The organism is Nocardioides sp. T2.26MG-1 (genome assembly GCF_950101795.1).
Taxonomy (GTDB): domain Bacteria; phylum Actinomycetota; class Actinomycetes; order Propionibacteriales; family Nocardioidaceae; genus Nocardioides.
In genome coordinates, this window is the sequence record NZ_CATNLZ010000001.1 from 759,550 (window position 1) to 785,684 (window position 26,135).

Sequence of the window (26,135 nt, forward strand, 5' to 3'; positions counted from 1 at the left end):
CTACCCGGACGCGGCGTCGCGCTTGTCGAGCAGATCGTGCACGTACGCCGGCCGGTCGGTGATCACGGCCTTCACGCCGAGCTCGAGGCAGCGCTCCAGCTCGGCCGGCGTGTTCACGGTCCACACGTGCATGTCGTGCCCGCTGCGGGTGATCCTGCGGCCCAGCCTGGGGTGCTCCATCAGCTCGTCGATGCCCGGGCCGACCAGCCAGTCGTCGCCGATCAGCCGGCTCACGAACGGCCAGTGGTGGGCGTGCTCGACCAGCAGCACGAGCCGGATGCCGGGGGCGAGCCGCTCCAGGCGCTGCAGCGCGGTCCACGAGAAGCTCATCACGCGCACCGGCGAGCCCGGCCGGTCCCAGCCGAACCGGCGCAGCTCCTCGACCAGCCGGCGCTCGACGAGGCCGCCGTACCGGGTGGGGTGCTTGGTCTCGATCGCGACCTCGACCGGGCGCTCGTAGTCGGCGACGGTCTCCAGCAGCGTGCGGAGCGTCAGCACCCGGTCGAGCCGCTCGTCGCGGGGCGGGGCCTCGTCGTCGAGGTCGGCCCAGGGGTTCTTCCAGGAGGCGAAGTCGAGCTGGTCGAGCTCGGCGAGCTCCATGGTGGAGATCAGCCCGCGCGTGCGCGCCGTACGCCTCAGGTCCCGGTCGTGCACGCAGACCAGGTGGCCGTCGGCGGTCAGCCGCACGTCGCACTCGACCGCGTCGGCGCCGGCGTCCAGGGCGGCGACGTACGCGCCGAGGGTGTGCTCGGCGTTCTCGTAGCTCGCGCCGCGGTGCGCGACGACCTGGGGCCTCACCTGGTCCTCACCGGGGCCGGCGCTCGACCAGGCCCACGAGGTTGCCCTCGGAGTCGCGGACGAAGGCGTGCCATTCGTCGGTGCCGCGGGGGCCGAGGGTGTCGTCCTCGTGGGTGAAGATCACGTGCGGCTCGGACTCGACGGTGGCGCCGGCCTCGCGCAGCCGGCCGACGGTGGCGTCGACGTCGTCGACGCGCAGGTAGATCGTGGCGCTCGGGGCACCACGCTCGACCAGCAACCGCACCCCGCCGAGGTCGAAGAACACCAGCCCGGGCGGGTCGTACGTCGCGACCGGTGGACTGCCGAGCAGCAGGGTGTAGAACGCGGTCGCCCGCTCGAGGTCGTCGGCGCGTTGCGCGATCTGGACGAGGTCCACCCCCCGATCGTCTCAGGGTGGCTGGTCGCTGACCGTCGAGACACCCGAAGTGGCTGTGATGGAAACGATTCCACCAGCCAGTTCTGGTGTTTCGACGGTCGCTCAGCGAGACCGCAGGAACTTGCCGAAGTGCGGCACGGTGAACGCCACGCTCCCCCGCTCGGCGGAGAAGACGAGCCCCTTCTTGATCAGCCCGTCGCGAGCGGGTGAGAGCGACTGCGGCTTGCGCGCCAGGTGGCGGGCGATGTCGGCGGTGGCCACGGCCAGGTCGCCGTGCTCGGCGCCGAGGTCGGCCATCGCGGTCATGTAGTCGCGCTCGGCCGGAGTGGCCCGGTCGTAGCGCGCCCCGAAGAACCCGACCGCGAGCTCGGCCTCCGCCTCGGGCGCAGCCGCGTGCACGTCGGCGACCCGGATCGGCGAGTCGACCGCAGCGTCCCAGGTGACCTTGCCGTAGGCCTGCACGAAGTAGGGGTAGCCGTCGGTGAGCCGGTAGAGCTCGTCGAGGGCGTCGTCCTCGAACGTCACCCCCTCGCCGCCCGCGGGCACCCGCCAGGCGCGGTCGGCCATCGGCCGCGGCAGCCGGTCGACCGAGGCGTAGCGGAACAGTCGCTCGGCGTACGACTTCGAGGCGGCGAGCGCCACGGGCAGGTGCGGCAGCCCGGCGCCGACGACGATCAGCGGCGCGCTCTGCTGGCTGATCTCGTGGCAGGCGCCGCAGAGCGCGGCCAGCTCGGGCAGCGCGATGTCCTGCATCTCGTCGACGAACAGCGCGACCCCGACGCCGAGGTCGCCGGCCAGCGTCGCGACGTCGCCGAACAGCTCGACCAGGTCGAGCTCGAGGTCGCCGGAGTCGGCGCGGCCGCGGGTGGCGGGCACGTCGACCGGCGGCGTCCACCGGGTGCCGGCCTTCGCGGCGGCCCGGCGGTCCTCCGCCGCGGTCCGCAGCGCGAAGCTCTTCAGCACCCCGGCGACCGCGTCGACCCGGTCGGGGTCACGGTGCCGGTGGGCGACCTCGCGTACGGCGGCGTGCACGGCCTGGGCGACCGGGATCCGGATGCTCTGGTCGGGTCGGGCCTCGATCTTGCCGGTGCCCCAGGCCCGGCGTACGGCCTGGCCGCGCAGCGCGTTGAGCAGCACGGTCTTGCCGACCCCGCGCAGCCCGGAGAGCACCATGCTGCGCTCGGGCCGGCCCGCCGCCACCCGCTCGAGGGTGACCTCGAACTGCTCGAGCTCGCGGTCGCGGCCGGCCAGCTCCGGCGGCCGCTGCCCCGCGCCGGGCGCGTACGGGTTGCGGATCGGGTCCATGCCAGGACCGTATCTGCCTGTCTAGCGGATTCCGTAGACAACGCGCCGGCGCAGGTAGCGCTCCTTTATGGTCCCCGGCCTACGCCTGAGACAGGGTCCCCAGGGGCAATAGAGGAGCGTGACAAGCGGCAGGAGCCCGAGGTCAGGCGGACTCGACCGCGCCGAGCCGGTCGCGGGCGTGCTCGTAGGAGCTGACCAGGCCGGCGCGGAGCATCTCGATCAGCCCGGGCACCTCGTCGATGTCCAGCCGGAACGAGCCGGAGCAGACGTTCTCGCGCCACAGCGAGAGCACCACGAGACCGGACTCCTCGTGCCAGGAGACGCGCAGCGCGCGGTCGCCCCCGCGGGCGTCGAGGAAGATCGACCCCGTCTCCGGGAACGGGCGGACGGCCACCATCTGCCCATGATGCTCCCGGCAGGCACCGCTTGTCACCGATTCGCGACCCGGCCGGCCGTCCGGGAGACCTCCTAGACTGGCGCCGTGCCCGAGCTGCCCGAGGTGGAAGCCCTGGCCCTCGACCTCCGGGGCCGGCTGGACGGCCACGCCATCGCGAAGATCCACGTGGCGCAGTTCAGCGCTCTCAAGACCTTCGACCCGCCGCTGTCCGCGCTCGAGGGCACGCTGGTCGACGACGTCACCCGGCACGGCAAGTTCCTCGACGTCGAGGCCTCCGGCCTGCACCTCGTGCTGCACCTGGCGCGCGCCGGGTGGGTGCGCTGGCGCGACGAGGTGCCCGCGGTCCCACCCAAGCCGAGCACCAAGTCCACGCTCGCGGTGCGGGTCGTCCTCGACGACCAGTCCGGGCTCGACATCACCGAGGCCGGCACGCGCAAGAGCTTGGCGATGTACGTCGTGCGCGACCCGCGGGACGTGCCCGGCATCGCCAGCCTCGGGCCCGACCCGCTGACCGACGAGTTCACAATCGAGCGTCTCCGCGAGATCCTCGAGCGCGAGGGACGCAAGCAGCTCAAGGGCGTGCTGCGTCACCAGGGCACGATCGCCGGCATCGGCAACGCCTACTCCGACGAGATCCTGCACGCGGCGAGGATGTCGCCGTTCAAGCCGGCCGGCACGCTCACCGACGACGAGCTGCAGATCCTGTACGACGCCCTGCGCGGCACCCTCGCCGACGCCGTCGACCGGTCCCGGGGGCTCGCCGCGAGCGAGCTCAAGGGCGAGAAGAAGTCCCACCTCGCGGTGCACGGCCGCACCGGCCAGCCCTGCCCGGTGTGCGGCGACACCGTGCGCGAGGTGTCGTTCGCCGACTCCAGCCTGCAGTACTGCCCGACCTGCCAGACCGGCGGCAAGCCGCTCGCCGACCGGCGGCTCAGCAAGCTCCTCAAGTAGCCGCGGACGGCCCCGTGGCCGACCCGTCGTGCGGGTGCCGGTAGGGTGGGCCGCGAAAGGGAGTAGTCCCCAACAGCCGTGTCGACATGCTGGCCCTCGGGCCCGGCGCGGCGGGCCACCTCGGTGGCGGACGAGACTTTCGACCGATGTGCCGACCTTCGACAGGACCGGCCTGGTCGAAGGGTCGTCCACGCTGGCGAACACCCTCCGGCCTGGCCCGGAGAGGACCAGAACCCGATGTACGCATTCCTGCTGAGCACCGCCGTGATCTTCGTGGCCGAGCTCGGCGACAAGAGCCAGCTGATGGCGATGACCTTCGCGGCCCGCTACCGGGTCCGCGACGTGCTCATCGGCATCACCGTCGCCACCGCCATCGTCCACCTCGCCTCGGTCGGCATCGGCTACACCATCGGCGATGCGTTCGCCGACCAGCAGCACTGGATCTCGATCGCCGCCGGCGTGGCGTTCCTCGGCTTCGCCGCCTGGACACTGCGCGGCGACGAGCTCACCGAGGAGGAGGCGGCCAAGGCCCGGTCCAGCCAGGGCATGGCGATCCTCGCCGTCGGCGTCGCGTTCTTCCTCGCCGAGCTCGGGGACAAGACGATGCTCGCCACGATCACCCTCGCCACCCAGGAAGGCTGGTTCGGGACCTGGCTCGGCAGCACGCTGGGCATGGTCGTCGCCGACGCCCTCGCCATCGGCGTCGGCGCCGTGCTGGGCAAGAAGCTCCCTGACCACGTCATCCGGTGGGGCGCGACGGCGCTGTTCGCGCTGTTCGGCCTGCTCCTCATCGCCGACGGCGTGCGGGTCCTCGGATGACGTCCGAGCACCACGACCACGCACACGACCATGACCACTCCCACGGCCTGGTCGACCCCTCGATCCTCCGGTCGCGGGCCGGGGTCCGGGCGGTCAGCCTCAGCCTGGCCGTCCTCCTGGCCTCCGCGCTCGTCCAGCTCGTGGTGTTCCTCCTCAGCGGCAGCGTCGCGCTGCTCACGGACGTCATCCACAACGGGGGCGACGCCCTGACCGCGATCCCGCTCGGGATCGCGTTCCTGCTGCGCAGCCACCGCGCCGAGCGGTGGGCCGGCTACGCCGTGGTCGCGGTCATCCTCGCCAGCGCCCTGGTCGCCCTGGTGGAGGTGGTCGACCGGTTCCTGCACCCGCAGACCCCGACCCATCTCTGGGCGCTCCTGCTGGCGGGCGTCGTCGGCGTGGGTCGGCAACGAGATCGCGGCGGTGATCCGCTGGCGGGCCGGTCGCCGCCTGGACTCTCCCGCCCTGATCGCCGACGGCAACCACGCCCGCGCGGACGGCTACGTCAGCGCGGGGATCGTGGTGTCCACCGCGTCCATCGCGATCGGCCTGCCGATCGCGGACCCGATCATCGGGCTCCTCATCACCGGCCTCATCCTCCACACGACCTGGGAGTCGTGGGTGACCATCCGCCGCGGCTGAGGGCGCCGGACCTCGGGCCTCACCAGGTCCGCGTCAGACTGGGCGGGTTCGTCCGCAGCCCAGCTGGAAGGCACCGCAGCACATGACGCAGGTCCCCACCGTCCCGATCGAAGGTGTCCCGCACCCCCTGCCCGACGGGCTGGTCGTGCTCGACGTCCGCGAGCCCACGGAGTGGGAGCACGGCCACATCGAGGGCGCCGTGCACATCCCGCTGTCGCTGCTGCCGCTGCGGTACGCCGAGCTGCCCACCGCCCAGACGCTCGTCGTCTGCAAGGTCGGCGGCCGGTCAGCCCAGGCGGTCGCCTGGCTGCAGCAGCAGGGCCACGACGCGGTCAACCTGGCCGGCGGGATGCTCGACTGGGAGGCGGCGGGCCGGCCGATGGTCTGCGATACCGGCCGGCCGCCCCAGGTCGTCTGAGCCGCGTCCGCTCGGTCAGGGGCTCTCGGTCAGCGAGCCCATCTGCTCCTCGAGCTCCGACATCATCGACTCCATGTCCTCGGGGTCGATGTTCTCCAGGTCGCTGGCCAGGTCCGACGGGTCGATGCTCGGCAGGTCGGAGGCGTCCACGCCCGGGATGTCGAGCGCGCAGTTGTCCGTCGTCCAGGTGCTGAACGCGTCGCCGTCGGCCTGGTCGTCGTCGCTGAGGTCGTCGCCGAGGTTCTGCAGGTCGTCGAGGGTCGCGTCCTCGTCGAGGTCCTTCGCCTGGTCGATGAACAGCTCGAAGCCGCGCCGGGCGTCGTCGGGCATGTCGCTGGGGGTGCCGATGTCCTCCATGTCGCCCGCCCAGTCCTTGAGCGCGGTGATCATCGCGGACGAGTCGCCCGAGGCCGCCTGGGCGAGCACCTTCTCGAAGAGCCCGTTGAACCCGTCGCAGAAGTCGCTGGTGGAGGCGTCGTCGGGCGCCGAGGCCCCGGAGCCTCCGTCGCTGCCTCCGCACGCCGTCAGCGAGGTGGCCAGCGCCAGGCCGGCCAGGACGTTGAGTGCTGCTCTCATGGGGTCCGTCTCCCGTCTCGTCGGTCCGTCGGCGTCACCCTTCCCACCGGCGGCCCTCTCATGCTCCACCCCCGCCGGGTGGTTCGGACAGGGTGAAGGCCTGTGGGATCGGCAACGGCAGCGCCCGGGCCAGCGCGCGGAGGTACGCTGCTCGCGGGACCTCGACCGCGCCGAGGGACGCGAGGTGCGGGGTCAGCCACTGCACGTCGAGCAGCCGGCCGGGGACCCCGTCCCGGAGTATCTCGACCAGCCCCACCAGGGCGACCTTCGACGCGTCGCGCTCGCGGTGGAACATCGACTCGCCCGCGAACAGCCCGCCGACGGCCACGCCGTACAGCCCTCCGGCGAGCCGGCCGTCCCGCCACGCCTCGACCGAGTGGGCCCACCCGAGCCGGTGCAGCCGGACGTACGCCTGCCGGATCTCGTCGTCGATCCACCCGCCGGGCCGGTGCCGGTCGGCGCACGCCTCGACGACCTCCTCGAACGCCGTGTCGACCCGGATCTCGAACTCCCGGCACGCCCGCCTCAGCGACCGCGACACCCGCAGCCCGTCGAGGGGCACGATCCCCCGGCGGACCGGGCAGAACCACGCCATCGGGTCCCCCCGCCGACCCGACGGCATCGGGAACAGGCCGCGCCGGTAGGCCGCGAGCAGCGTCCCCGGCTCCAGGTCGGCGCCGATCGCCACCATGTCGTCCTCGGCGTCGTCCTCGGCGTCGTCCTCGGCGTCGTCGTCGGCGTCGGCCGCATCAGCGTCGGCGTACGTCGCCGGGTCGGCGAACGCCCAGCGCGTCGGCGGGGGTTCCTCGGGCACGGGACCGAACCTAGCCGCCGGCTGGCCGCCGGGCACCCGCCCGCCAGTCACCCGGTCCGTACGATCGCTCCATGAGCAGCAAGGGGATCGGCGGCCGTCTGGTCGAGCAGCACCTGGCGCCGCGCGTGCCGCACCTGGCGCCCGACCTGACGGCCTCCTTCGTCCGCGAGGCGCTGGACCGGGCGATCCACGGGGTGGGTCCGCTCCCGGCCGCGGCCGACGCCGCCGACAAGCAGCTGCGCGAGCAGCACGGCGACGTCAAGCGGGCGGTCCGCGAGGTGATCGAGAACCACGTCCGGTACGCCGGCGCCCAGGGGCTCCTCACCGGCGTCGGCGGCGTGGTCACGGCCGCGTTCGCGATCCCCGCGAACCTCACCGGCCTGGCGCTCATCCAGGCCCGGATGATCGCCGGCATCGCCCACCTGCGCGGCTACGACCTCGCCGACGCCCGGGTCCGCAACGCCGTACTGGCCTGCATGCTCGGCGGCGACGCCGTCGACAAGCTCGTCAAGGAGCGCAAGCTGCCCGCCCCGCCGATGGCGATCGCGACCGCCCCGGTCCACGACCCGCAGCTCGACCGGGTGCTCTCCGCGGAGGTCACCTCCGGTCTGATCACCCGGGTGGCCGGCAAGCGGCTGGCGATCACCGTCGCCCGGCGCACGCCCGTGGTCGGCGGCGCGTTCGGGATGGGCGCCGACGGACTCGCGACCTGGCGGATCGGCCGCTACGCCGACCGCGAGCTGCGCCCCCGCGCCCGCCCGTAGCCCCCGATGTCCGCTCAGCCTGGATCCACCGATCCAGGCTCAGTGGTCGCGCAGCCGCTGCGCCTGGTGACGGACCCGGGAGGCCAGCTGGCGCTCCGGGTCGGGCCGGCGCGCGGCCTCGCGGGTCATCGCCGCCAGCGCGTCGAGGGCGGTGGTGAGCTGCCGCTTGGCCCCGACCAGGTCGGGGTCGCGCCAGGGCTCGTCCTCGGCGGGACGCACCGGGCGCAGCTCGTCGACGTCGCCGACCACGTGGACCCCGCTGCCCTCGATCCACTCGATCCAGCGCTCGGCGCGCTCCTCGGCCCACGCGTAGCGCTCGGGCGGCAGCCGCACGGCGGCCGACTCGCGCTTGACCAGCTCCCCCTGGGCGAGCATGTCGCGGATCAGGGCGTCGTACGTCGACTCGCGGCGCGCCGCCCGGTCCATCCGGCGGTTGAGCTGGCGGATCACCTGGGTCTCGGCGATGCCGAGCGAGCGGTTGGAGCGGTCGCTGTCGAGCGGCGCCCAGGCCGGGTCGATGCCGAGCACCTCGCACATCCGCAGCCACAGCCGGTCGCCGTGCTGGGCCTGCACCCGGGCCTGCGGGACGGTCACGACGTGGATGTTCTCGGGCGGCAGGCCCGAGCCCCAGGTGCCCAGCACCCGCGGGACGTCGAAGGCGGAGTGGTACCAGGTGCGACCCTTCTCGAACCGGTCCAGGAACCGCCGGTAGCTCCACCGGCGGCCCTGCTTGATGCTCTCCTGCCACGCGGCGGGGAGCTGGCGGGCGAGGTCGCGCGCCGTGTAGACGACGTGGATGTCGCTGCCGGCGAGGTCGCGCATCGCTCGCGCCACCTGGCCGGGAGCGGCCGGCGCGAGGATCTCGTGGCTGATCACGACCGTCCCCGACCGGCGCTTGGCCTTGCGCACCAGCGCGCCCCAGCTGCCGTCCGCGTGGCCCGGCGGCCCGCCCCAGTCCTGGTCGAGCAGGTCGAGCGCGGCCCGGAACTGGAACAGCCCGGGGCTGACCAGCGGCGACCCACTCGGGAAGTGCACCCCGTGGTCGGCCAGGGACTTCGCGTTCACCGACAGCCGGTCCTGCAGATAGGTCGTCCCCGTCTTCGGCGCACCGATGTGCAGGTAGACCCTCCGGCTCATGCCGTGATTGTGCCGTAGTGGCCGCGCCCGCTTGTAACGCGGGTTTATTGCCCCTCGCCGGGGCTCGCTCACGCGTGGGGCGCTGGCAATAGAGGAGCGTTACAAGCGGGGGCGGGCTACGACGCGGACGGCGCCAGCGCGCGGACCACGGCCGAGGGACTGGGGCGGCCGAGGTGCGCGGCCATCCACACGCTGGTGGCGGCCACCTCCTCGAGGTCGACCCCGGTCGCGATGCCGAGCCCGTGCAGCATCCACACGAGGTCCTCGGTGGCGAGGTTGCCGGTGGCGCTCTTGGCGTACGGGCAGCCGCCCAGCCCGCCGGCGCTCGCGTCGTACGTCGTGATGCCGGCCTGCAGCGCGGCGTAGGTGTTGGCGAGCGCCTGCCCGTAGGTGTCGTGGAAGTGCAGGGCGAGCCGGTCGGCGCCGAGGCCGACCTCGTCGAAGGCGCGCACCAGCGCGGTCACGTGACCGGCGGTGCCGACGCCGATGGTGTCGCCGATGCTGAGCTGGCTGGCGCCGAGGTCGAAGAGCCGCTTGCCAACGCCGACCACCTGCTCCAGCGGCACCGAGCCCTCCCACGGGTCGCCGAAGCACATGCTGACGTAGGCCCGTACGTCGAGGCCGGCGTCGCGGGCCCGGCGCACGGTCGGCTCGAACATCGCGAACTGCTCGTCGAGGCTGCGGTTGAGGTTCTTCTGCGCGAAGGTCTCGGTGGCCGACCCGAAGATCGCGACGTGCCGAGCGCCGAGCTCGAGGGCCCGGTCGAGGCCGCGCTCGTTGGGCACCAGCACCGGGCAGTCCCGACCGGCCGGGCCGAGCAGGCCCATCAGCTCCGCGGCGTCCGCGAGCTGGGGCACCCACCGGGGGTGCACGAAGCTGGTCGCCTCGACGATCGGCAGACCGGCCGCGAGGAGCCGGCGTACGAACTCCGCCTTGACCTCGGTGGGGACCAGCGCCTTCTCGTTCTGGAGGCCGTCGCGCGGGCCGACCTCGTAGATCGTGACCCGGTCCGGCAGCCCCGGGGCCGGGATCACCGTGGGAGTGCGCATCAGTCCTCCATCTCCGCCGGAGCCTCCACCAGGAACAAGCGGTCGCCGAGCGCCACCTGATCCCCGGTCGTCGTGTGGACCTGCCGGACGATCCCGTCGAACGGCGCCTTGAGGCTCAGCTCCATCTTCATCGCCTCCAGCACGCCGAGCACGTCGCCCGCAGACACCTGAGCACCGGGCTCGACCCGGACGTCGAGCACGGTGCCCGGCATCGGCGCGGCGATCGCGCCGTCGCCCACGTCGACGGCATGGTCGCCGAAGACGTCGGGTCGGTCGAAGACGAACCGCTGGCCCTCGTAGGCCACCTCGGCCGTGTGCGGCTGCACGTTGACGACCGCCGAGACCAGCTCGCCGTCGACCTCGAGGGTGAGCACGTGGTCGGCGGCGGAGACCTGGCGGACGGGGAGGTCGTCGACCAGACCGGCGTGCCGGTCGACGGCCACCACCCGGTCCAGCTCGACGAGCGTCGGCGCCGGGTCGGCACCCGAGCGCCAGCCGTCGGACCGGAACGGCTGCCCGGAGTCGGTGCCGGCGGTGAGCATCGCGCTCACCCAGGCCACGAAGACCCGGGGCAGCGCGTCGTCGGGGGCCGGGACGGTGTGCCGGTCGAGCCAGGCGGTGTCGATCGCGGCGTCGCGGAACTCGTCGCTCGCGGCGAGCGCCCGCAGGAACCCGACGTTGGTGGTGAGGCCGAGGATCGCGGTCTCGTCGAGCGCCGCGACCAGCGCCCGACGGGCCGACTCGCGATCGGGACCGTGCACGATGACCTTGCCGAGCATCGGGTCGTACGACGTGCTGACGACCTGCTCCGGCTCCAGCGCATGGTCCACGCGCACGCCCGTCGGCCACCGCACGATCGACGTCCGGCCGGCCTGGGGCAGGAAGCCGCCGAACGAGTCCTCGGCGTACACCCGCGCCTCGATCGCGTGACCGGTGACCGTCACGTCGTCCTGGGTGACCGGCAGCGGCTCACCGGCGGCGACGCGGAGCTGGAGCTCGACGAGGTCCACCCCGGTGATGGCCTCGGTGACGGGGTGCTCCACCTGGAGCCGGGTGTTCATCTCCAGGAAGTAGGCCTCGCCCGTCCCCCCGTTCGCCTCAGGGTCGAGCAGGAACTCCACGGTGCCCGCGTTGCGGTAGCCCACGTGCCTCGCGAGCGCGACGGCGCTGGAGGTCACGAGCTCACGCACCTCGGGCGTGATCGTGGGCGCGGGTGCCTCCTCGAGCACCTTCTGGTGGCGGCGCTGGGTCGAGCAGTCGCGCTCGAAGAGGTGCACGACGTTGCCGTGCGCGTCGGCCAGCACCTGGACCTCGATGTGCCGGCCGTGCTCGACGTACTTCTCGACCAGGAGGGTGTCGTCGCCGAACGCGCTCAGCGCCTCGCGTGCCGCCGCGGCCCGCGCCTCGGCGAGCTCGGACTCCTCGCGCACGATCCGCATGCCCTTGCCGCCGCCGCCGGCCGCGGCCTTCACGAGCACGGGGCCCTGCCAGTTCTTGGCGGCGTCCTCGCCGCGGGGTACGACGGGGACCCCGGCCGCGACCGCGATCTCGCGAGCGGCGTCCTTGCGGCCCATCGCGTCCATGACGTCCGCGGTGGGGCCGACCAGCGTGATGCCGGCGGCCTCGACGGCGCGGGCGAACGCCGCGCGCTCGGAGAGGAAGCCGTAGCCCGGGTGGACCGCGTCCGCGCCGGCCCGCTGCGCGACCGCGACGACCTCCTCGACGTCGAGGTAGCTCGCCACCCGGTGGGCCTCTCCCCCGTTGGACAGGGCGGCGCGCACGTGGGGCGCGGTCCGGTCGAGGTCGGTGTAGATCGCGACGGTGCGGATGCCCATCCGGGCCGCCGTGCGCATCACGCGCAGGGCGATCTCGCCGCGGTTGGCGATGAGCAGTGTGTTCATGCGTGGTCCTCGGTCTGCCTGGCTACTGGGTCTCGACGCGCCCGCTGCGGCCTCGTCCCTCGGCCGCAGGGCAAGCTCTGCCTGGTCTCGCCCACGTGCCGCGCTCGTTCCTCGCGCTCCACTGCGAGCCTCACATCCTGAAGACGCCGTACGACGGCGCCTCGATCGGTGCGTTGGCCGCGGCCGCGAGCCCCATGCCGAGCACGCGGCGGGTGTCGGCGGGGTCGATGATCCCGTCGTCCCACAGCCGGGCGGTCGAGTAGTACGGCGAGCCCTGGGTCTCGTACTGGTCGCGGATCGGCGCCTTGAACTCCTCGTCCTCCGGACGTCCGGCGACCGTGGCCAGCACCGACGCCGCCTGCTCGCCGCCCATCACGGAGATCCGGGCGTTGGGCCACATCCACAGGAACCGCGGGTCGTAGGCCCGCCCGCACATGCCGTAGTTGCCGGCCCCGAAGGACCCCCCGATCACGACCGTGAACTTCGGGACCACCGAGCACGCGACCGCCGTCACCAGCTTGGCGCCGTCCTTGGCGATCCCGCCGTTCTCGTACTCCCGACCGACCATGAAGCCGGAGATGTTCTGCAGGAACACCAGCGGGATGCCGCGCTGGTTGCACAGCTCGATGAAGTGCGCGCCCTTGAGCGCCGACTCGCTGAACAGGATGCCGTTGTTGGCGACGATGCCGACCGGGTGGCCCCAGATGTGCGCGAAGCCGGTCACCAGCGTCTCGCCGTAGAGCTTCTTGAACTCGTGGAACCGGCTGCCGTCGACCACCCGGCGGATCACCTCGCGGACGTCGTACGGCGTGCGCGTGTCCGCGGGGACCACGTCGTAGAGCGTGGCCGGGTCCTCGTGGGGCTCCTCGACCGGACGCACCTCCCACCCGGCCACGGTGGTTGAGGTGCGAGCGAGGCGAGCCTCGAAACCACCGTGCCGCGGCAGGGTGTCGACGATCGAGCGGACGATCGCGAGCGCGTGGGCGTCGTCCTCGGCCAGGTGGTCCACGACGCCGGAGGTGCGGGCGTGCACGTCGCCGCCGCCGAGCTCCTCGGCGGTGACGACCTCGCCGGTCGCGGCCTTCACCAGTGGCGGGCCGCCGAGGAAGATCGTGCCCTGGTTGCGCACGATCACCGTCTCGTCCGACATCGCGGGGACGTAGGCGCCGCCGGCGGTGCAGGAGCCCATCACCGAGGCGATCTGCGGGATGCCGCGCGCGGACAGGTTGGCCTGGTTGAAGAAGATCCGGCCGAAGTGCTCGCGGTCGGGGAAGACCTCGTCCTGCATCGGCAGGAACGCCCCGCCGGAGTCGACGAGGTAGACGCAGGGCAGCCGGTTGTCGGCCGCGACGGTCTGCGCGCGCAGGTGCTTCTTGACGGTCAGCGGGTAGTAGGTGCCGCCCTTGACGGTGGCGTCGTTGGCGACCACGACGACCTCGCGGCCGCTCACCCGCCCGATGCCCGTCACCACGCCCGCCGCCGGGACCGGGCTGGTCCCGGGCTCGCCGTACATCTCGTACGCCGCGAGCGGGCTGAGCTCGAGGAACGGGCTGCCCGGGTCGAGCAGCCGGTCGACCCGGTCGCGGACCAGCAGCTTGCCCCGGTCGGTGTGCTTGCGGCGCGCCGACTCGCTGCCGCCGAGGCGCGCCGTCGCGAGCCGCTCGCGCAGCTCGTCGACCAGCTCCTTCATGTGGCTCACCCGGAGAAGGTTAGCGATCATTAACCAACCGGTCCACCGTCACCCTGCGGAAGGCTCTCGCCCCTTGGACGGCCATTCTCGACAGGCCTACTGCACTTTAGGCTGCGAGCACCGACCCGAGGAGAGACCATGACCTACCGCCCCGAGACCCTGGCCGTGCACGCCGGGCAGGAGGAGGCCGACCCCGCGACCAACGCCCGCGCGGTGCCGATCTACCAGACCACGTCGTACGTCTTCAACGACACCGAGCACGCCGCGAACCTGTTCGCGCTCGCCGAGCCCGGCAACATCTACACGCGGATCATGAACCCGACGCAGTCGGTCTTCGAGGACCGGATCACCCAGCTCGAGGGCGGCGTCGGCGCGCTCGCCACGGCCAGCGGCTCGGCGGCGACGACGTACGCCGTGCTCAACCTGACCTACGCCGGCGACAACATCGTCGCGCTCGCCACGCTGTACGGCGGCACCTACGCGCTGTTCGCCCACACGCTGCCGCAGTTCGGCATCGAGGTCCGCTTCGTCGACCCCGAGAAGCCCGAGGAGCTCGCGCAGCACGTGGACGAGAAGACCAGGCTGGTCTTCGGCGAGACGGTCGGCAACCCGAAGATCAACGTGGTCGACATCCCCGCCTGGGCCGAGGCCGCGCACGCCCAGGGCCTGCCGCTGATCATCGACAACACCGCGCCCACGCCGTACCTCGTGCGTGCCTTCGACCAGGGTGCCGACGTCGTCGTGCACGCCGCGACCAAGTACATCGGCGGCCACGGCACGTCGATCGGCGGCGTGATCGTCGACTCGGGCAGGTTCGACTGGGCCGCGCACTCCGAGCGGTTCCCGGGCCTGACCAAGCCCGACCCGGCGTACCACGGCGCCGTGTGGACCGAGGCCGCCGGACCCGCCGCCTACATCATCCGCGCGAGGACCGTGCTGCTGCGCAACACCGGCGCGGCCATCGCACCGCTCAACTCCTTCCTGTTCCTCCAGGGCCTGGAGACGCTGCACCTGCGGATGGAGCGGCACAGCGAGAACGCGCTCGCGGTCGCCGAGTTCCTCGAGTCGCACGACGGGGTCTCCTGGGTGAGCTACCCCGGCCTGGCGAGCAGCCCCTACAAGGAGGTCGCCGACCGCACCTTCACCGGCAAGGGGTACGGCGGCCTGGTCAGCTTCGGGCTGAAGTCCGGGCGCGACGGGGGCAAGCGGTTCATCGAGGCCCTGGGGCTGTTCAGCCACCTCGCGAACATCGGCGACGCCAAGTCGCTCGCGATCCACAACGCCACCACCACCCACAGCCAGCTCACGCCCGAGGAGCTCGACGCCGCCGGCGTACCGGAGGACATGGTGCGCCTCTCGGTCGGCATCGAGAACGTCGCCGACATCATCGCCGACCTGGAGCAGGCGCTGGCCTCCAGCAAATGAGCAGAGCCACGTGACCGGCCCGCTCGGCTACGTCGAGACGCAGCGGGTCGTCCTCGCGGACGAGGACGACCCGCTGCTGACCCGTGGCGGCGGGCGCCTCGACCACGTCGAGGTCGCCTACGAGACGTACGGCGAGCTGAGCCCGGCCCGCGACAACGCGGTGTTCGTCTGCCATGCGCTGACCGGCACGGCGAACGCGGCCGGGCTGCACCTGGGCGCGAAGAAGCGCGGCTGGTGGGACAACATGATCGGGCCGGGCAAGCCCGTCGACACCGACCGGTTCTTCGTGATCTCGCCGAACATCCTCGGCGGCTGCTCGGGGACCACCGGTCCGCTGTCCACGGACCCGGCGACCGGCCGGACCTACGGCCCGGACTTCCCGCTGCTGCACATGACCGACCTGGTCTCGGTGCACCGGCGGCTGCTGCGCCACCTGGGCGTGGACCGGCTGTACGCCGGTGTCGGCGGGTCGCTCGGCGGGATGCAGGTGCTGCAGTGGGCGATCGACGACCCCGTCGCGGTCGAGCGGGCGGTGCTCGTGGCCGCGTCCTCCCGGCTGACCGCTGAGAACATCGCCTTCTCCGCGGTCGCCCGCGAGGTGATCATGAACGACCCCGACTTCGTGGGCGGCCGCTACGCCGAGCACGGGGTGTTCCCGTGGCGGGGCCAGAAGGTAGCCCGGATGATGGCCCACATCACGTACGTCTCGGGCCGGTCGCTCGAGGACAGGTTCGGCCGAACCCGCGCGTCGACCGGCGACGCCTGGACGTTGGACGCCGACTTCGAGGTCGAGCACTACCTGCAGCACCAGGGGCTCACCTTCCTGGACCGCTTCGACGCACTGTCCTACCTCTACCTCACCCGGCTGCTGGACTACTTCGACCCGTTCGCGGACCCCGGCACCGACGACGCCCTGCGCCGGGCGGTCACCCGGTTCCAGGTCACCTCCTTCGACAGCGACTGGCGGTTCTCCACCGCGCAGTCGCTGCGCCTGGTCGCCGAGCTGGAGCGCCTCGGGCTCCCGGTTGACTTCGCCGAGCTGGCCTCGCCGTACGGCCACGACTCGTTCCTGCTCGAGCCTCCCGGCTACCACGACCGGGTCCGCGCCTTCCTCAGCCCACGTTGAGTCGGGACTTCCGCACGTCGAGTCGGGACAACCGACGGTCGAGTCCGGAGATATCTCCGGACTCGACCGTCAGAAGTCCCGATTGAGCCGTCAGAAGTCCCGACTCAACGATCGGGCGTCACTTCGGCGGGGCCGGGACCAGGCAGGGCGTGGGCGCCGACTGGTTGCCGCTGAAGTCCGTGGCGTAGACCTCCGCGTCGCCGGTGCCGGTGATGTGGAGGATGCCGCCCGGCATCGGCTTCACCGAGGGCGTGGCGCCGTTCTCGGTGTACTTGATCCGCTGACCGTCGGCGTACGGCCCGAACACCGTGCCGCTGCCGGTGTCACGGACATAGACCTGCGGGTCGGCGTCGACCGCGTCCGAGGACGTGAGCTCGAAGAAGCCGTCCGGGTTGTGGGAGCCGGGCACGTGGCCGCCGGGGTTGGGGCCCTCCGGGCACGCGGCGGTCGGCGCGGTGGTGTCGACCACGGTGATGGTCCCCGTCCCGGTGCCGGTGTTGCCGGCGGCGTCGGTCGCCGCGCAGGTGACCGTGGTCGAGCCGAGCGCGAACAGGCTGCCCGAGGGCGGCGTGCAGTCCGGGGTGAGCGGGCCGTCGACGTTGTCGACGGCGGAGGCGTCGTACGTCGTGGTCGCGCCGTCCGGCCCGGTGGCCTCGACGGTCTTGCTCTCGACGGTGACCACCGGCGGGGTGACGTCATTGACCGCGATCTCCACGGTCTGGACGAACTCCGGGCCGGGCAGCTCGCCGTTGACCAGGAACCGCGTCGTGCAGGTGACCGTGCCGCCCTGGGGTGCGTCCCCGGCGAGGGTGACCGTCTCCTGGAACGTCGTGCTGTCTCCGGAGACGACCGTCCGGCTGGCCTGGTCGAACGAGAGGCTCGCCCCCGGGTCGCAGGTGGTGTCGTGGGTGACGACCGCGGGCAGGTTCTGCAGCTCGCTGAGGATCGTGCTCGCGACCTCGCTCGGGTCGGCCGCGGCCAGCGTCCCGCCGGTCTGGCTGGTGACGTGCGTGGCCTGGCCGTCGTGATCGAGGTCGCCGACGTCGATGGCGATCACCCGGATGCCGGCGGCCTGGAGCCCGCTGGTGGCGGAGCCGAGGGTGAAGCCGAGCGACGGGTCGTGGCTCGGTGCGTCACCGAACATGACGAGCACGCGCGTGCCGTCGGGCCGGAAGCTGATCGTCGACGGCACCCGGCCGAGCGCGCCGATCCAGGCCTCCGGGGTGTCCCCGCCTCCGGAGGCGGACCACGCGTTGATGCCGGTCACCACGTCGGCGGCGTTGCCGGTCAGCTGCTGGTCCACCTGGTAGACCGCGGCCCCGTCGCTCTCGTCCTTGTACTCCGCCACGGCGAACTGCGCCGTCGGCTGGGCGCTCTGGATCTGGCTGAGGATAGCGCTGGCGTTCGTGCGGACGTTGGCGATGCTGCCGCCCATGCTCCCGGTCGTGTCGGCCATCAGGACGATGTCGGGCCGGGGCGGGATGGGCGGTGTCTCGACCGTCTTGGTGATCGTCACCGAGGCGCCCGGATCGAGGCTGTCGGTGTAGTGGGCGGGGGTGACGCCGGGGCTGGCGAGTGCCGCGGCTGTCGTGGCGATGCTGAGGGCGGCGGCGCCGGCGACCGGCAGCAGCCGGCGCGGTACCGCCCGAGAAGTGGTGCGCATGATGTCCTCCGAGTGTCGACGGCTTGTGCCGTGCTCATCGACGCTAAGGACGCACTCCGGCCCCGGACATGGCTCTCCCGGGCCACCCCCCGCCCCCCGTGAGGGGGGTTACGCAGGCACTGGCCTGCGGTGGGGGTGACCCGGGAGTGACCTCAGCTCTGCCGGCGGAACCGGTCGAACAGGCCCGGGCGCGGCTCGCCCTCATGGCCCTGGCAGCGCTCCGACTTCGGCACGCCGGCCATGACCTGCGAGACATGGGCGCCGCAGCCGGACCAGCCGGCCTTGCCGCACCGGCGGCAGGTGATACGTCGACACATAGTGGTGTTTCGTCCTTCCTCAGGGGGTCAGTTGGGTCAGGGTCAGCTGTGGGAGAAGCGGATGTCCGGCAGGACCTTGGTGAGCCAGGTGGGCACCCACCAGGCCGCCCGGCCGGTGAGCCGCAGCATCACCGGCAGCAGCACGAGCCGGACCAGGAACGCGTCGAGCAGCACGGCGACGCCGAGCACCACGCCCATCTCCTTCGGCGGGAGCGGGCCCGACAGCGCGAACGTGAAGAACACCGCGACCATCACCGCACCGGCGGCGAAGATCACCCGGCCGGAGTGGGCGATCGATCCGACCATCGCGTCCTTCGGGTCGCCCGAGTGCTCGTAGTGCTCCTTGGCCGAGGCCAGCAGGAACACCGTGTAGTCCATCGCGATCGCGAAGATCATCGCGAAGAAGAACACCGGCGCCCACGCGTCGAGGAAGCCCTGGTGCTCGAACCCGAGCAGGTCGGAGCCGTAGCCGTCCTGGAACACCAGCCGGGCCACGCCGAAGGCCGCGGCCGTCGACAGCAGGCTCGCGAGCGTGCCGAGCAGTGCGATCAGTGGCGCCCTCAGCGCGACCAGCAGCAGCAGGAAGCCGAGCGCGAGGATCACCCCGATCACCAGTGGCGTGGAGTCGTCGAGCTGCGACTTGAGGTCGAGGTTCTCGACCGCGGCGCCGCCGACGATCGCGGACTCGGGCAGGTCGCCCCGCAGCCGGTCGACGGTCTGGCCGAGCTCGGGGTCGGACGGGTCGACCGTCGGCACGGCCTGGATCAGCACGCTGTCCGTGCCGTCCGGGGCCGGCATGGCCGGCATCGCCGCGGCGATGCCCGGGTCGGCGACCAGGGCGTCGTACGTCGACTGGGCGTCGGCCGAGTCGGCCACGACCTGGAGGGCACCGGGGGCACCCTCGCCGAAGCTCTGCTGCACCAGGTCGTAGCCGACCCGGGCGCTGGCGTCCTCGGGGAGGACCTTGATCGACGGCATCGCGGTCTTCAGGCCCATGATCGGCGCGGCCAGCGCGAGCAGGATCACCAGCGCCGCCAGGCCGAACGCGATCGGACGCTTCCACAGCCGCTCGCCCCAGGCCTCGAACTTCGGCGAGCGGTGCTCACCGGTGTGGACCCACGGCAGGGCCAGCTTGTTGATCCGCTGGTCGAGCTTGTGCAGCACCAGTGGCAGCAGGGTCAGGGTCGCGGCCAGCACGAAGACCACGGAGAGCATGATCCCGCCGGCCATCGAGCGGAACGACGGCGAGGGCACCAGCATCACCGCGGACAGCGAGATCAGGACGGTGGCGCCGGAGAGCAGCACGGCCTTGCCGGCGGTGTCCATGGTCTCGGCGATCGCCTGGCGTGGGCTCTCGTGGTGGCCCATGCGGGCGGCACGGAAGCGGACCACGATGAACAGCGCGTAGTCGATGCCGAGGGCGAGCGCGAACATCATCGCGAAGTTCATCGCCCAGATCGAGACCGGCACCACCTGGTTGATCAGCACCAGGGAGCCGGCGGAGGCGACCAGCCCCGCCAGGGTGAGGATCAGCGGCAGTCCGGCGGCGACGAGCGCGCCGAACGCGAGCACGAGGATCGCGAGGGTGACCGGCCAGGAGAACATCTCCGACTTCATCATCGCGTTGAGGTTGGCCTCGTTGAAGTCCGACCACAGCAGCGAGGCACCGGTCGGGTTCACCTGCACGCCGTCCGTCGACAGGTCCTGCAGCGGACCCTTGAGGTCGTCCGCGGCGCGCACCATGTCGTTGGGGTCGGCGCCGGCACCGGCGAGCAGCACGGCGGTCTTGCCGTCCTGGCTCAGCGTGGCGCCCGGCTGGGGCTGGACGACCTCGGCGATGCGGGAGTCCTCGTTGAGGATCGCGGTCGCCTCGGCCAGGATGTCCTTGCCGGCGCCGCTCGTCACGGGGCCGTCGTTGCTGTGCACGACGACCTGGATCGCGGAGCTGGCGTTGCCGCCGAAGTGCTCCTGGGCGAACTCTCGGACGGCCACGGACTCCGAGCCGTCGGCCTGCCAGCCGGCGCCGGACAGCTCGGCCTCGACCTTCGGCGCGAAGGCGCCGAGGCCGACGATCACCAGCAGCCAGACGATGGCGGTCATGCGAGTGTGGTGGCTGACCCACACACCAAGCCGGCCCAGCGGGCCGGGGCGGTAGCCGATCTCGGGATCGACGTCAGGGGGCGTCGTGATGGTCGACATGGGGAAAGGGACTCTCACTCTCGGTTTCGGTACCTGGTGGAATACCCCTGGGGGTATCCGTCGTTCGGAACCATAACACCCCGGGGGGTATCGTATTCCCGGGACGACCAGAGGAGAGACATGACCACCACCACCCTGACATCTGCCGAGTTCGAGGAGACCGTGACCGGGAACGACATCGTCCTGGTCGACTTCTGGGCCTCCTGGTGCGGACCCTGCCGCCAGTTCGCCCCGGTCTATGAGGCTGCCTCGGAGAATCACCCCGATGTGGTGTTCGGCAAGGTCGACACGGAGGCCGAGCGCGAGCTCGCCGCAGCCGCCCAGATCACCTCGATCCCGACGCTGATGGCGTTCCGCGAGGGCGTGCTCGTCTTCGCGCAGCCCGGCGCCCTGCCCCCGGCCTCCCTGGAGCAGGTGATCACCGCCGTCCGCGAGCTCGACATGGACGACGTGCGCGCCCAGCTGGCCGCCCAGCAGCAGGGCCAGAGCGAGGGGAGCGACCAGTGAGCTTCACGCTGAGCACCACCGTCGAGCGCTCGTACGACGACACGGTGGCCGCCGTGCGCGAGGCGCTGGCCGACCAGGGCTTCGGCGTGCTCACCGAGATCGACCTGCGCGCGACCCTGGCGGCCAAGCTCGGCGTCGACGTACCCCCGCAGGTGATCCTCGGGGCCTGCCGTCCCCAGCTCGCCCACCAGGCGCTCCAGGTCGACCCGTCCGTCGCCGCCGTCCTGCCCTGCAACGTGGTCGTCCGGTCGACCGGTGAGCACACCACGATCGTCGAGGCGTTCGACCCGGACGCCATGATGGCGCTCGCGGGCGACGGCCTCGCCGAGGTCGCCGCCGAGGCACGGCAGCGCCTGACCGCGGCACTCGCCGCCCTGACCGAGGAGAACTGACATGGAGCTGGACCCGAAGGACATGACGCCGGTCATCAACCGGATCAAGCGCGCCCAGGGCCAGCTGGCCGGGGTGCTGCGGATGCTGGAGGACGGCCGGGAGTGCGAGGACGTCGTGACCCAGCTCGCCGCGGTCTCGCGGGCCCTGGACCGCGCCGGCTTCGCGATCGTCGCCACCGGGCTCCAGCAGTGCCTGGCCAACGGCGAGGGGCTCGACGGCCTCGACGCGAAGAAGATGGAGAAGCTGTTCCTGTCCCTGGCCTGACACGTTGACCCGCCCGAAACTTCACGACGGGTCAACGTGGATCGGTCGATGGCCCACGGGTTAACAAGCACTAACCTGAGCCCATGAGCAGGCGCGACCAGATCCTCGCCACGGCGGCGGAGCTGTTCGCGACCCATGGGTTCCACGGCGTGTCCGTGGCCGACCTCGGCTCGGCGTGCGGGATCTCCGGGCCAGCGCTCTACAAGCACTTCCCGTCCAAGCAGGCGGTGCTCGCCGAGATGCTGGTCGCGATCAGCGAGGAGCTGCTGCGGGTCGGCACCGAGCGGGCCGCGGCCGCCGACGACGCGCGCGCCGCGCTCGCGGCTCTCGTCGACTGGCACGTCGACTTCGCGCTGCGCCACCGCGCCCTGATCGTCGTGCAGGACCGCGACTGGGAGGCGCTCCCGGTCGAGGCCCGCGACCGGGTGCGCGCGCTGCAGCGGGAGTACGTCGACCTGTGGGCCACTCAACTGCGCCTGGCCGACCCGACGCTCGACCAGCCCACCGCGCGGTCGATGGCGCACGCGGCGTTCGGGCTGATCAACTCCACCCCGCACAGCGGCCTGCTGCCCGACACCCGCATGCGTGGCCTGCTGAGCCGGATGGCGCTGGGCTCACTCGGCGTCAGCTGACTCCGGCACCGCCTCCTGGAGCAGCCGCGCGGCATACAGCGCGGCCTCGACGGCGGCCTCCAGGTCGGGCTCGTCGTCCGTGGGAACATCCGAGGCGGTCGGCTCCACCGTGCGCTCGTGCAGCCGCCCGAGCAGGTCGTCGCGGGACAGACCGCGCAGCTGGAGCAGCACGAACGGGTCGGCCTCCACCAGCCACGTCAGCTGCTGGAGCACCGCGAGCGCGTGCACGCACGGGTCGGCCCAGTGGTCGCAGGTGCACGACGAGCCGAGCTCGCCGCCGTACGGCAGCAGCTCGACGCCCGCCTCGTCCGCGTGCTCGACGAGCCCGAACGGCAGGTCGCCGGCCAGCAGCGCCGCGATCCGCCCGGACTCGGCCGCGACCGCCTCCACGAGCACGCCGAGGTCGGCCGGGTCGAGCACGGGCACGGCACCCTCGACGGTCCACAATCCACGCCGGTCCTCGACCGAGGCCACGAACCGGCCCGGCTCGGTGGCGATCTGGCCGACGTGCCCGTTGCGGGCCAGCACCCGCGCCGCGACCAGCTCGGACTCGGCGTACGCCGCCTCCTCGACCGCGCGCACCCAGGCCTTGCCCCACCACGTGGTGGCACGGACCATCGAGCGCCGGGCCGCGAGCCGGGGATGCAGCACGGGTCGGGCCATCAGTCGTCCGGCTCGGGGTCGCGGTCGGGCCGCAGGGCCACGAAGTCGCGCAGCTCGTCGTTGCTCAGCTCGGTGAGCGCCGCCTCGCCGCGCGCGAGCACCGCGTCGGCGAGCGCCCGCTTGCGGGTCAGCAGCTCGGCGATCTTCTCCTCGACCGTGCCGCGGGCGATCATCCGGTGCACCTGGACCGGCTTGGTCTGCCCGATCCGGTAGGCCCGGTCGGTCGCCTGGTCCTCGACGGCGGGGTTCCACCACCGGTCGACGTGCACGACGTGGTCGGCGCGGGTGAGGTTGAGGCCGGTGCCGCCGGCCTTCAGCGAGAGCAGGAACACCGGCACCTCGCCCGCCTGGAAACGGCGCACCATCGCCTCGCGCTCCCGCACGGGGGTGCCGCCGTGCAGCAGCTGGTGGGGTACGCCGGCCCGCGCGAGGTGGCTCTCGAGCAGCCGCGCCATCGCGACGTACTGCGTGAACACCAGCACCGCGCCGTCCTCGGCGAGGACCGTGCCGACCAGCTCGTCGAGCAGGTCGACCTTCTCCGAGCGCCCCGACAGCCGGACCGCGGACTGCTTGAGGAAGTGCGCCGGGTGGTTGCAGATCTGCTTGAGCCCGGTCAGCAGCATCAGCACCAGCCCGCGCCGCGCATCCTCGTCGGCACGCTCGATGCGCGCCATCGTGTCGCGGACGAACGACTCGTAGAGCACCACCTGCTCGCGGGTCAGGCTCAACCGGTGGTCGGTCTCGGTCTTGGCCGGCAGCTCGGGCGCGATGCCCGGGTCGGACTTGCGGCGGCGCAGCAGGAACGGCCCGATCAGGTCGGCGAACTGCCGCGCCTTGGTCGGCTCGAGGCCGGACTCGATCGGCGCGGCCCAGACCTTGCGGAACGCGTTGCGGCTGCCGAGCAGCCCGGGCGTCGTCCAGTCGAGGATCGCCCACAGCTCGGTGAGGTTGTTCTCGACCGGCGTGCCGGTGAGCGCGACCCGCGCGGCGCTCTCGATGGAGCGGAGCGCCCGCGCGGACGACGTACGCGGGTTCTTCACGTGCTGCGCCTCGTCGGCGACCACGAGGTCCCACGCGACCGTGCCGAGGGCCTCAGCGTCGCGCCTCATGGTGCCGTACGTCGTGAGCACGAACCCGTCCCCGGCCGCCGAGACATCACGCGCGCTGCCGTGGAACCGCACCGCCGGCACGCCCGGCGCGAACCGGTGGATCTCGTCCTCCCAGTTGCCGAGCAGGCTGGCCGGACACACCACGAGCGTGGGGCCCGTGGCCCCCCGCTCGTGGCGGTGCAGGTGGAGGGCGATCAACGTGACCGTCTTGCCCAGGCCCATGTCGTCGGCCAGGCAGGCGCCCAGGCCGAGCGAGGTCATCTCGGCGAGCCAGGTCAGCCCGTGCCGCTGGTAGTCGCGCAGCGTGGCCCGCAGCCCGCCGGGCGGCTCGACCGGCTCCTGGGTGGCCGCGCCGAGCAGCCGCTCGCGGACCTTCAACAGGCTCGCCCCGACCACGACCTGCTGGTCGGTGTCGGCGACCTGGACGGTGCCGGTCAGCGCCGCGGCGACCGCCTCGGCCGGCTTGACGGTGCGGATCAGCCGCTTGCGCGCCTTGCGCGCGATCGCGGGGTCGACCACCGTCCAGGCACCGCGCAGCCGCAGCAGCGGCGTGGCCGAGCCCGCCAGCCGGTCCATCTCCTCGGGGGTCAGCGGGTCGCCGTGCACGGCGATCTGCCAGTTGAACGAGAACAGCGCCTCGCGGCCGAGCACCGGCTCGTTGAGCGGCTCCTCGCGCGGGCCGGCCGGCGCGCGATCGAGCACCGTGGTCGCGGTGAGGTCGCGGCCCAGGCTGCGTGGCCACAGCACGTCGACCCCGCGGTCGCGGAGCGCGCCGACGCCCTCGTCCAGCAGGCTCACCAGCTCGTCGGTGTCGAGCACGAGCTGGTCGGGCACCCGCAGCTCGAGCAGCCGGTCGAGCACCGGCCAGGCGTCGGCGGCGGCCCGCAGCGCGATGGTCGCGTGGGTGCGGGCCCGCTCACCGAAGCCGTGCTCCTCGGGCGTCCCGGTCCACAGCAGCGCCAGGTCGCAGAGGTGCAGCGGGTTCTGCTCGTCGTGGGCCTGCGGCACGAGACGTACGGCGCCGGCGACGAGCTCCTCCTCGTCGGCCTCGACGCGCAGCGAGATCGTGACCAGCTGCGGCAGGTCGCGCGCGTCGACGCGCTGGTGGCGGGCCAGCCGCGCCTGCAGCCGCTCCTCGAAGGTCGGCCGCCGCTCCCGCGGCGCGACGGCGACCGCGGCGCGGCTGGGCTGCGAGCGCGGCATCGCGTCGGCGACCGCGTCGAGCAGGTCGCGGACCACCTGCTCCTGCTCGGCTCCGCTGCTCGCGAGCATCGCGATCCGCTGCTCGTCGTCGGCGTCCAGGCCGGCGACCCGCCAGCTCGGCGGGCTCCCCGCCGGGGCGAACTTGCCGGCCGCGACCAGCCGCAGCGCGAGCAGCGCCGCCCCCGAGAGCACGCCGACGCTCGGGTGCAGGTCGTCGCGCGACCGCGCCTTGGTGAGCACCGGCAGGGCCGCGCGGATCGGCAGGCTCACGGTCCGCCGGTCGTCGGTGAACTCCACCACGCCCTCGCGCGGCGGCTCGGCGGCACGGAACGTCGCCGGGCCGGTGACCGGGACGAAGCTCACCTACGTGACCGTAGTCGGAGACGCCGACAGGTCGGCCTTCCGGGCGCCCGTAGCCTGAAGGCATGAGCATCCTCGACGCCCCCGTCGCGCGCCTGGACGGCACCCCCACCACGCTCGGCGAGATCACCGGCGGCCGGCCCGCCCTGCTGGTCAACGTCGCGAGCAAGTGCGGGCTCACCCCGCAGTACGCCGGGCTCGAGGAGCTCCACGAGCAGCACGCCGAGCGCGGCTTCACCGTGGTCGGCCTGCCCTGCAACCAGTTCCTCGGCCAGGAGCCGGGCACTCCTGCGGAGATCGCCGAGTTCTGCTCCGCGACGTACGGCGTCACCTTCCCGATGACCGAGAAGATCGACGTCAACGGCGACGACCGACACGAGATCTACCGCGGCCTCGTCGACACCCCGAACGAGAAGGGCGAGGCCGGCGACGTCACCTGGAACTTCGAGAAGTTCCTCGTCGACGGGTCGGGTGCCGTCGTCGCTCGCTTCAGCCCCGGCGTCGAGCCGGGCGACCCGGCGCTCGTGGCGGCCGTGGAGTCCCAGCTCGCCTGAATCTTGCACTCACCTGGTGACCCAACCCACAGGCCGTCGAGCCGAAAGTAGGGTGCCTGGCGAAGGTAGGTCCACCTAACCTCGTC

General features: G+C 72.5%; 27 protein-coding genes and 1 pseudogene. 13 read left to right on the plus strand and 15 right to left on the minus strand.

What is annotated here, in order from left to right; genetic code table 11:
• The 4 genes from QQZ14_RS03735 to QQZ14_RS03750 all read right to left on the minus strand — a co-directional run bounded on the left by QQZ14_RS03735 (window position 1) and on the right by QQZ14_RS03750 (window position 2,876).
• A complete protein-coding gene (locus QQZ14_RS03735; protein ID WP_284532845.1) occupies window positions 1–798 on the minus strand; it encodes a glycerophosphodiester phosphodiesterase in 798 nt (265 codons plus the stop codon).
• 7 nt (window positions 799–805) lie between these two features.
• A complete protein-coding gene (locus QQZ14_RS03740) occupies window positions 806–1,174 on the minus strand; it encodes a VOC family protein (protein WP_284532846.1) in 369 nt (122 codons plus the stop codon).
• Between the two features lie 102 nt (window positions 1,175–1,276).
• Window positions 1,277–2,479, minus strand: a complete 1,203-nt coding sequence (locus QQZ14_RS03745) for an ATP-binding protein (protein ID WP_284532847.1) — start codon at window positions 2,477–2,479, stop codon at window positions 1,277–1,279.
• A 142-nt stretch (window positions 2,480–2,621) separates the two neighbouring features.
• Complete coding sequence (locus tag QQZ14_RS03750) at window positions 2,622–2,876, minus strand: hypothetical protein (RefSeq protein WP_284532848.1); 255 nt, start codon at window positions 2,874–2,876, stop codon at window positions 2,622–2,624.
• A gap of 84 nt (window positions 2,877–2,960) precedes the next feature.
• On the opposite strand from QQZ14_RS03750, the gene QQZ14_RS03755 reads away from it, so the two are divergent.
• From QQZ14_RS03755 to QQZ14_RS03770, 5 genes and pseudogenes are all read left to right on the plus strand, one after another.
• Complete coding sequence (locus QQZ14_RS03755; protein WP_284532849.1) at window positions 2,961–3,827, plus strand: Fpg/Nei family DNA glycosylase; 867 nt, start codon at window positions 2,961–2,963, stop codon at window positions 3,825–3,827.
• 237 nt (window positions 3,828–4,064) lie between these two features.
• Complete coding sequence (locus QQZ14_RS03760; RefSeq protein WP_284532850.1) at window positions 4,065–4,646, plus strand: TMEM165/GDT1 family protein; 582 nt, start codon at window positions 4,065–4,067, stop codon at window positions 4,644–4,646.
• Window positions 4,643–5,032, plus strand: a pseudogene (locus QQZ14_RS25400) (cation transporter); the annotation flags it as partial. The gene QQZ14_RS03760 and the pseudogene QQZ14_RS25400, both read left to right, overlap by 4 nt.
• 25 nt (window positions 5,033–5,057) lie before the next feature.
• Window positions 5,058–5,285, plus strand: coding sequence for a cation transporter (locus tag QQZ14_RS03765; RefSeq protein WP_342395221.1), 228 nt, complete (start codon window positions 5,058–5,060; stop codon window positions 5,283–5,285).
• 82 nt (window positions 5,286–5,367) lie between these two features.
• A complete protein-coding gene (locus QQZ14_RS03770) occupies window positions 5,368–5,703 on the plus strand; it encodes a rhodanese-like domain-containing protein (RefSeq protein WP_284532851.1) in 336 nt (111 codons plus the stop codon).
• Window positions 5,704–5,718: 15 nt separating this feature from the next.
• Here QQZ14_RS03770 and QQZ14_RS03775 read toward each other — a convergent pair whose 3' ends face one another.
• Window positions 5,719–6,279, minus strand: a complete 561-nt coding sequence (locus tag QQZ14_RS03775; RefSeq protein WP_284532852.1) for a hypothetical protein — start codon at window positions 6,277–6,279, stop codon at window positions 5,719–5,721.
• A 58-nt stretch (window positions 6,280–6,337) separates the two neighbouring features.
• Window positions 6,338–6,970: a leucyl/phenylalanyl-tRNA--protein transferase gene (aat, locus tag QQZ14_RS03780; protein ID WP_284533081.1), complete on the minus strand. Its 633-nt coding sequence runs from the start codon at window positions 6,968–6,970 to the stop codon at window positions 6,338–6,340.
• A 194-nt stretch (window positions 6,971–7,164) separates the two neighbouring features.
• Here aat and QQZ14_RS03785 point away from each other — a divergent pair, with 194 nt between their 5' ends.
• Entirely contained in the window at window positions 7,165–7,857 is a 693-nt protein-coding gene (locus QQZ14_RS03785) for an EcsC family protein (RefSeq protein ID WP_284532853.1), read from the plus strand.
• A gap of 39 nt (window positions 7,858–7,896) precedes the next feature.
• Here QQZ14_RS03785 and QQZ14_RS03790 read toward each other — a convergent pair whose 3' ends face one another.
• From QQZ14_RS03790 to QQZ14_RS03805, 4 genes are all read right to left on the minus strand, one after another.
• Window positions 7,897–8,994 (minus strand): hypothetical protein, encoded by a 1,098-nt coding sequence (locus QQZ14_RS03790; RefSeq protein ID WP_284532854.1) that lies wholly within the window; start codon window positions 8,992–8,994, stop codon window positions 7,897–7,899.
• Window positions 8,995–9,110: 116 nt separating this feature from the next.
• Window positions 9,111–10,043, minus strand: coding sequence for a hydroxymethylglutaryl-CoA lyase (locus tag QQZ14_RS03795; protein WP_284532855.1), 933 nt, complete (start codon window positions 10,041–10,043; stop codon window positions 9,111–9,113).
• Window positions 10,043–11,944, minus strand: a complete 1,902-nt coding sequence (locus QQZ14_RS03800) for an acetyl/propionyl/methylcrotonyl-CoA carboxylase subunit alpha (protein WP_284532856.1) — start codon at window positions 11,942–11,944, stop codon at window positions 10,043–10,045. Before QQZ14_RS03800 ends, QQZ14_RS03795 begins: the two co-directional genes overlap by 1 nt.
• Window positions 11,945–12,074: 130 nt before the next feature.
• Window positions 12,075–13,634 carry a carboxyl transferase domain-containing protein gene (locus tag QQZ14_RS03805; RefSeq protein ID WP_284533083.1) on the minus strand — a complete coding sequence of 520 codons (1,560 nt, stop codon included), beginning with the start codon at window positions 13,632–13,634 and terminating at the stop codon, window positions 12,075–12,077.
• Between the two features lie 138 nt (window positions 13,635–13,772).
• Between QQZ14_RS03805 and QQZ14_RS03810 the strand changes: the two genes are divergently transcribed.
• Together QQZ14_RS03810 and metX are read left to right on the plus strand one after the other, a co-directional pair.
• Entirely contained in the window at window positions 13,773–15,059 is a 1,287-nt protein-coding gene (locus QQZ14_RS03810) for an O-acetylhomoserine aminocarboxypropyltransferase/cysteine synthase family protein (RefSeq protein ID WP_284532857.1), read from the plus strand.
• A gap of 10 nt (window positions 15,060–15,069) precedes the next feature.
• Window positions 15,070–16,185, plus strand: a complete 1,116-nt coding sequence (gene metX / locus QQZ14_RS03815) for a homoserine O-acetyltransferase MetX (protein WP_284532858.1) — start codon at window positions 15,070–15,072, stop codon at window positions 16,183–16,185.
• Window positions 16,186–16,303: 118 nt separating this feature from the next.
• Here the strand turns inward: metX and QQZ14_RS03820 are convergent, their stop codons facing one another.
• From QQZ14_RS03820 to QQZ14_RS03830, 3 genes are all read right to left on the minus strand, one after another.
• On the minus strand, window positions 16,304–17,848 hold the full coding sequence (locus tag QQZ14_RS03820) for a vWA domain-containing protein (RefSeq protein WP_284532859.1): 1,545 nt from the start codon (window positions 17,846–17,848) through the stop codon (window positions 16,304–16,306).
• 152 nt (window positions 17,849–18,000) lie between these two features.
• Window positions 18,001–18,165, minus strand: coding sequence for a hypothetical protein (locus tag QQZ14_RS03825; RefSeq protein ID WP_284532860.1), 165 nt, complete (start codon window positions 18,163–18,165; stop codon window positions 18,001–18,003).
• Between the two features lie 42 nt (window positions 18,166–18,207).
• The gene (locus QQZ14_RS03830) at window positions 18,208–20,265 is read right to left on the minus strand and encodes an MMPL family transporter (protein ID WP_284532861.1); all 2,058 of its coding nucleotides are present in this window, start codon (window positions 20,263–20,265) and stop codon (window positions 18,208–18,210) included.
• Between the two features lie 219 nt (window positions 20,266–20,484).
• On the opposite strand from QQZ14_RS03830, the gene trxA reads away from it, so the two are divergent.
• The 4 genes from trxA (at window position 20,485) to QQZ14_RS03850 (ending at window position 22,160) form a co-directional block, all read left to right on the plus strand.
• Window positions 20,485–20,871, plus strand: coding sequence for a thioredoxin (gene trxA, locus QQZ14_RS03835; RefSeq protein WP_284532862.1), 387 nt, complete (start codon window positions 20,485–20,487; stop codon window positions 20,869–20,871).
• Window positions 20,868–21,263 carry a DUF302 domain-containing protein gene (locus QQZ14_RS03840; RefSeq protein ID WP_284532863.1) on the plus strand — a complete coding sequence of 132 codons (396 nt, stop codon included), beginning with the start codon at window positions 20,868–20,870 and terminating at the stop codon, window positions 21,261–21,263. Before trxA ends, QQZ14_RS03840 begins: the two co-directional genes overlap by 4 nt.
• A 1-nt stretch (window position 21,264) precedes the next feature.
• On the plus strand, window positions 21,265–21,528 hold the full coding sequence (locus QQZ14_RS03845; protein ID WP_284532864.1) for a metal-sensitive transcriptional regulator: 264 nt from the start codon (window positions 21,265–21,267) through the stop codon (window positions 21,526–21,528).
• Between the two features lie 83 nt (window positions 21,529–21,611).
• A complete protein-coding gene (locus QQZ14_RS03850) occupies window positions 21,612–22,160 on the plus strand; it encodes an SACE_7040 family transcriptional regulator (RefSeq protein WP_284532865.1) in 549 nt (182 codons plus the stop codon).
• On the opposite strand, the gene QQZ14_RS03855 is transcribed toward QQZ14_RS03850, so the two are convergent.
• Both QQZ14_RS03855 and QQZ14_RS03860 read right to left on the minus strand, forming a co-directional pair.
• Complete coding sequence (locus QQZ14_RS03855) at window positions 22,143–22,823, minus strand: SWIM zinc finger family protein (RefSeq protein WP_284532866.1); 681 nt, start codon at window positions 22,821–22,823, stop codon at window positions 22,143–22,145. The two genes, QQZ14_RS03850 and QQZ14_RS03855, sit on opposite strands and share 18 nt — an antisense overlap.
• The gene (locus QQZ14_RS03860) at window positions 22,823–25,498 is read right to left on the minus strand and encodes a DEAD/DEAH box helicase (RefSeq protein ID WP_284532867.1); all 2,676 of its coding nucleotides are present in this window, start codon (window positions 25,496–25,498) and stop codon (window positions 22,823–22,825) included. Before QQZ14_RS03860 ends, QQZ14_RS03855 begins: the two co-directional genes overlap by 1 nt.
• Window positions 25,499–25,560: 62 nt before the next feature.
• On the opposite strand from QQZ14_RS03860, the gene QQZ14_RS03865 reads away from it, so the two are divergent.
• Entirely contained in the window at window positions 25,561–26,049 is a 489-nt protein-coding gene (locus QQZ14_RS03865; RefSeq protein WP_284532868.1) for a glutathione peroxidase, read from the plus strand.
• The last annotated feature ends 86 nt before the right edge of the window (window positions 26,050–26,135 follow it).

Bases quoted from the DNA above. Each gene is read 5' to 3' on its own strand.
- QQZ14_RS03785 (WP_284532853.1), top strand. From the start codon at position 7,165: ATGAGCAGCAAGGGGATCGGCGGCCGTCTGGTCGAGCAGCACCTGGCG.
- QQZ14_RS03820 (WP_284532859.1), bottom strand. From the start codon at position 17,848: ATGCGCACCACTTCTCGGGCGGTACCGCGCCGGCTGCTGCCGGTCGCC.
- QQZ14_RS03805 (WP_284533083.1), bottom strand. From the start codon at position 13,634: ATGAAGGAGCTGGTCGACGAGCTGCGCGAGCGGCTCGCGACGGCGCGC.
- QQZ14_RS03825 (WP_284532860.1), bottom strand. From the start codon at position 18,165: ATGTGTCGACGTATCACCTGCCGCCGGTGCGGCAAGGCCGGCTGGTCC.
- QQZ14_RS03750 (WP_284532848.1), bottom strand. From the start codon at position 2,876: ATGGTGGCCGTCCGCCCGTTCCCGGAGACGGGGTCGATCTTCCTCGAC.
- QQZ14_RS03795 (WP_284532855.1), bottom strand. From the start codon at position 10,043: ATGCGCACTCCCACGGTGATCCCGGCCCCGGGGCTGCCGGACCGGGTC.
- QQZ14_RS03770 (WP_284532851.1), top strand. From the start codon at position 5,368: ATGACGCAGGTCCCCACCGTCCCGATCGAAGGTGTCCCGCACCCCCTG.
- QQZ14_RS03830 (WP_284532861.1), bottom strand. From the start codon at position 20,265: ATGACCGCCATCGTCTGGCTGCTGGTGATCGTCGGCCTCGGCGCCTTC.
- QQZ14_RS03775 (WP_284532852.1), bottom strand. From the start codon at position 6,279: ATGAGAGCAGCACTCAACGTCCTGGCCGGCCTGGCGCTGGCCACCTCG.
- trxA (WP_284532862.1), top strand. From the start codon at position 20,485: ATGACCACCACCACCCTGACATCTGCCGAGTTCGAGGAGACCGTGACC.
- QQZ14_RS03790 (WP_284532854.1), bottom strand. From the start codon at position 8,994: ATGAGCCGGAGGGTCTACCTGCACATCGGTGCGCCGAAGACGGGGACG.
- QQZ14_RS03760 (WP_284532850.1), top strand. From the start codon at position 4,065: ATGTACGCATTCCTGCTGAGCACCGCCGTGATCTTCGTGGCCGAGCTC.
- QQZ14_RS03810 (WP_284532857.1), top strand. From the start codon at position 13,773: ATGACCTACCGCCCCGAGACCCTGGCCGTGCACGCCGGGCAGGAGGAG.
- QQZ14_RS03855 (WP_284532866.1), bottom strand. From the start codon at position 22,823: ATGGCCCGACCCGTGCTGCATCCCCGGCTCGCGGCCCGGCGCTCGATG.
- aat (WP_284533081.1), bottom strand. From the start codon at position 6,970: ATGGTGGCGATCGGCGCCGACCTGGAGCCGGGGACGCTGCTCGCGGCC.
- QQZ14_RS03850 (WP_284532865.1), top strand. From the start codon at position 21,612: ATGAGCAGGCGCGACCAGATCCTCGCCACGGCGGCGGAGCTGTTCGCG.
- QQZ14_RS03845 (WP_284532864.1), top strand. From the start codon at position 21,265: ATGGAGCTGGACCCGAAGGACATGACGCCGGTCATCAACCGGATCAAG.
- QQZ14_RS03800 (WP_284532856.1), bottom strand. From the start codon at position 11,944: ATGAACACACTGCTCATCGCCAACCGCGGCGAGATCGCCCTGCGCGTG.
- QQZ14_RS03865 (WP_284532868.1), top strand. From the start codon at position 25,561: ATGAGCATCCTCGACGCCCCCGTCGCGCGCCTGGACGGCACCCCCACC.
- QQZ14_RS03745 (WP_284532847.1), bottom strand. From the start codon at position 2,479: ATGGACCCGATCCGCAACCCGTACGCGCCCGGCGCGGGGCAGCGGCCG.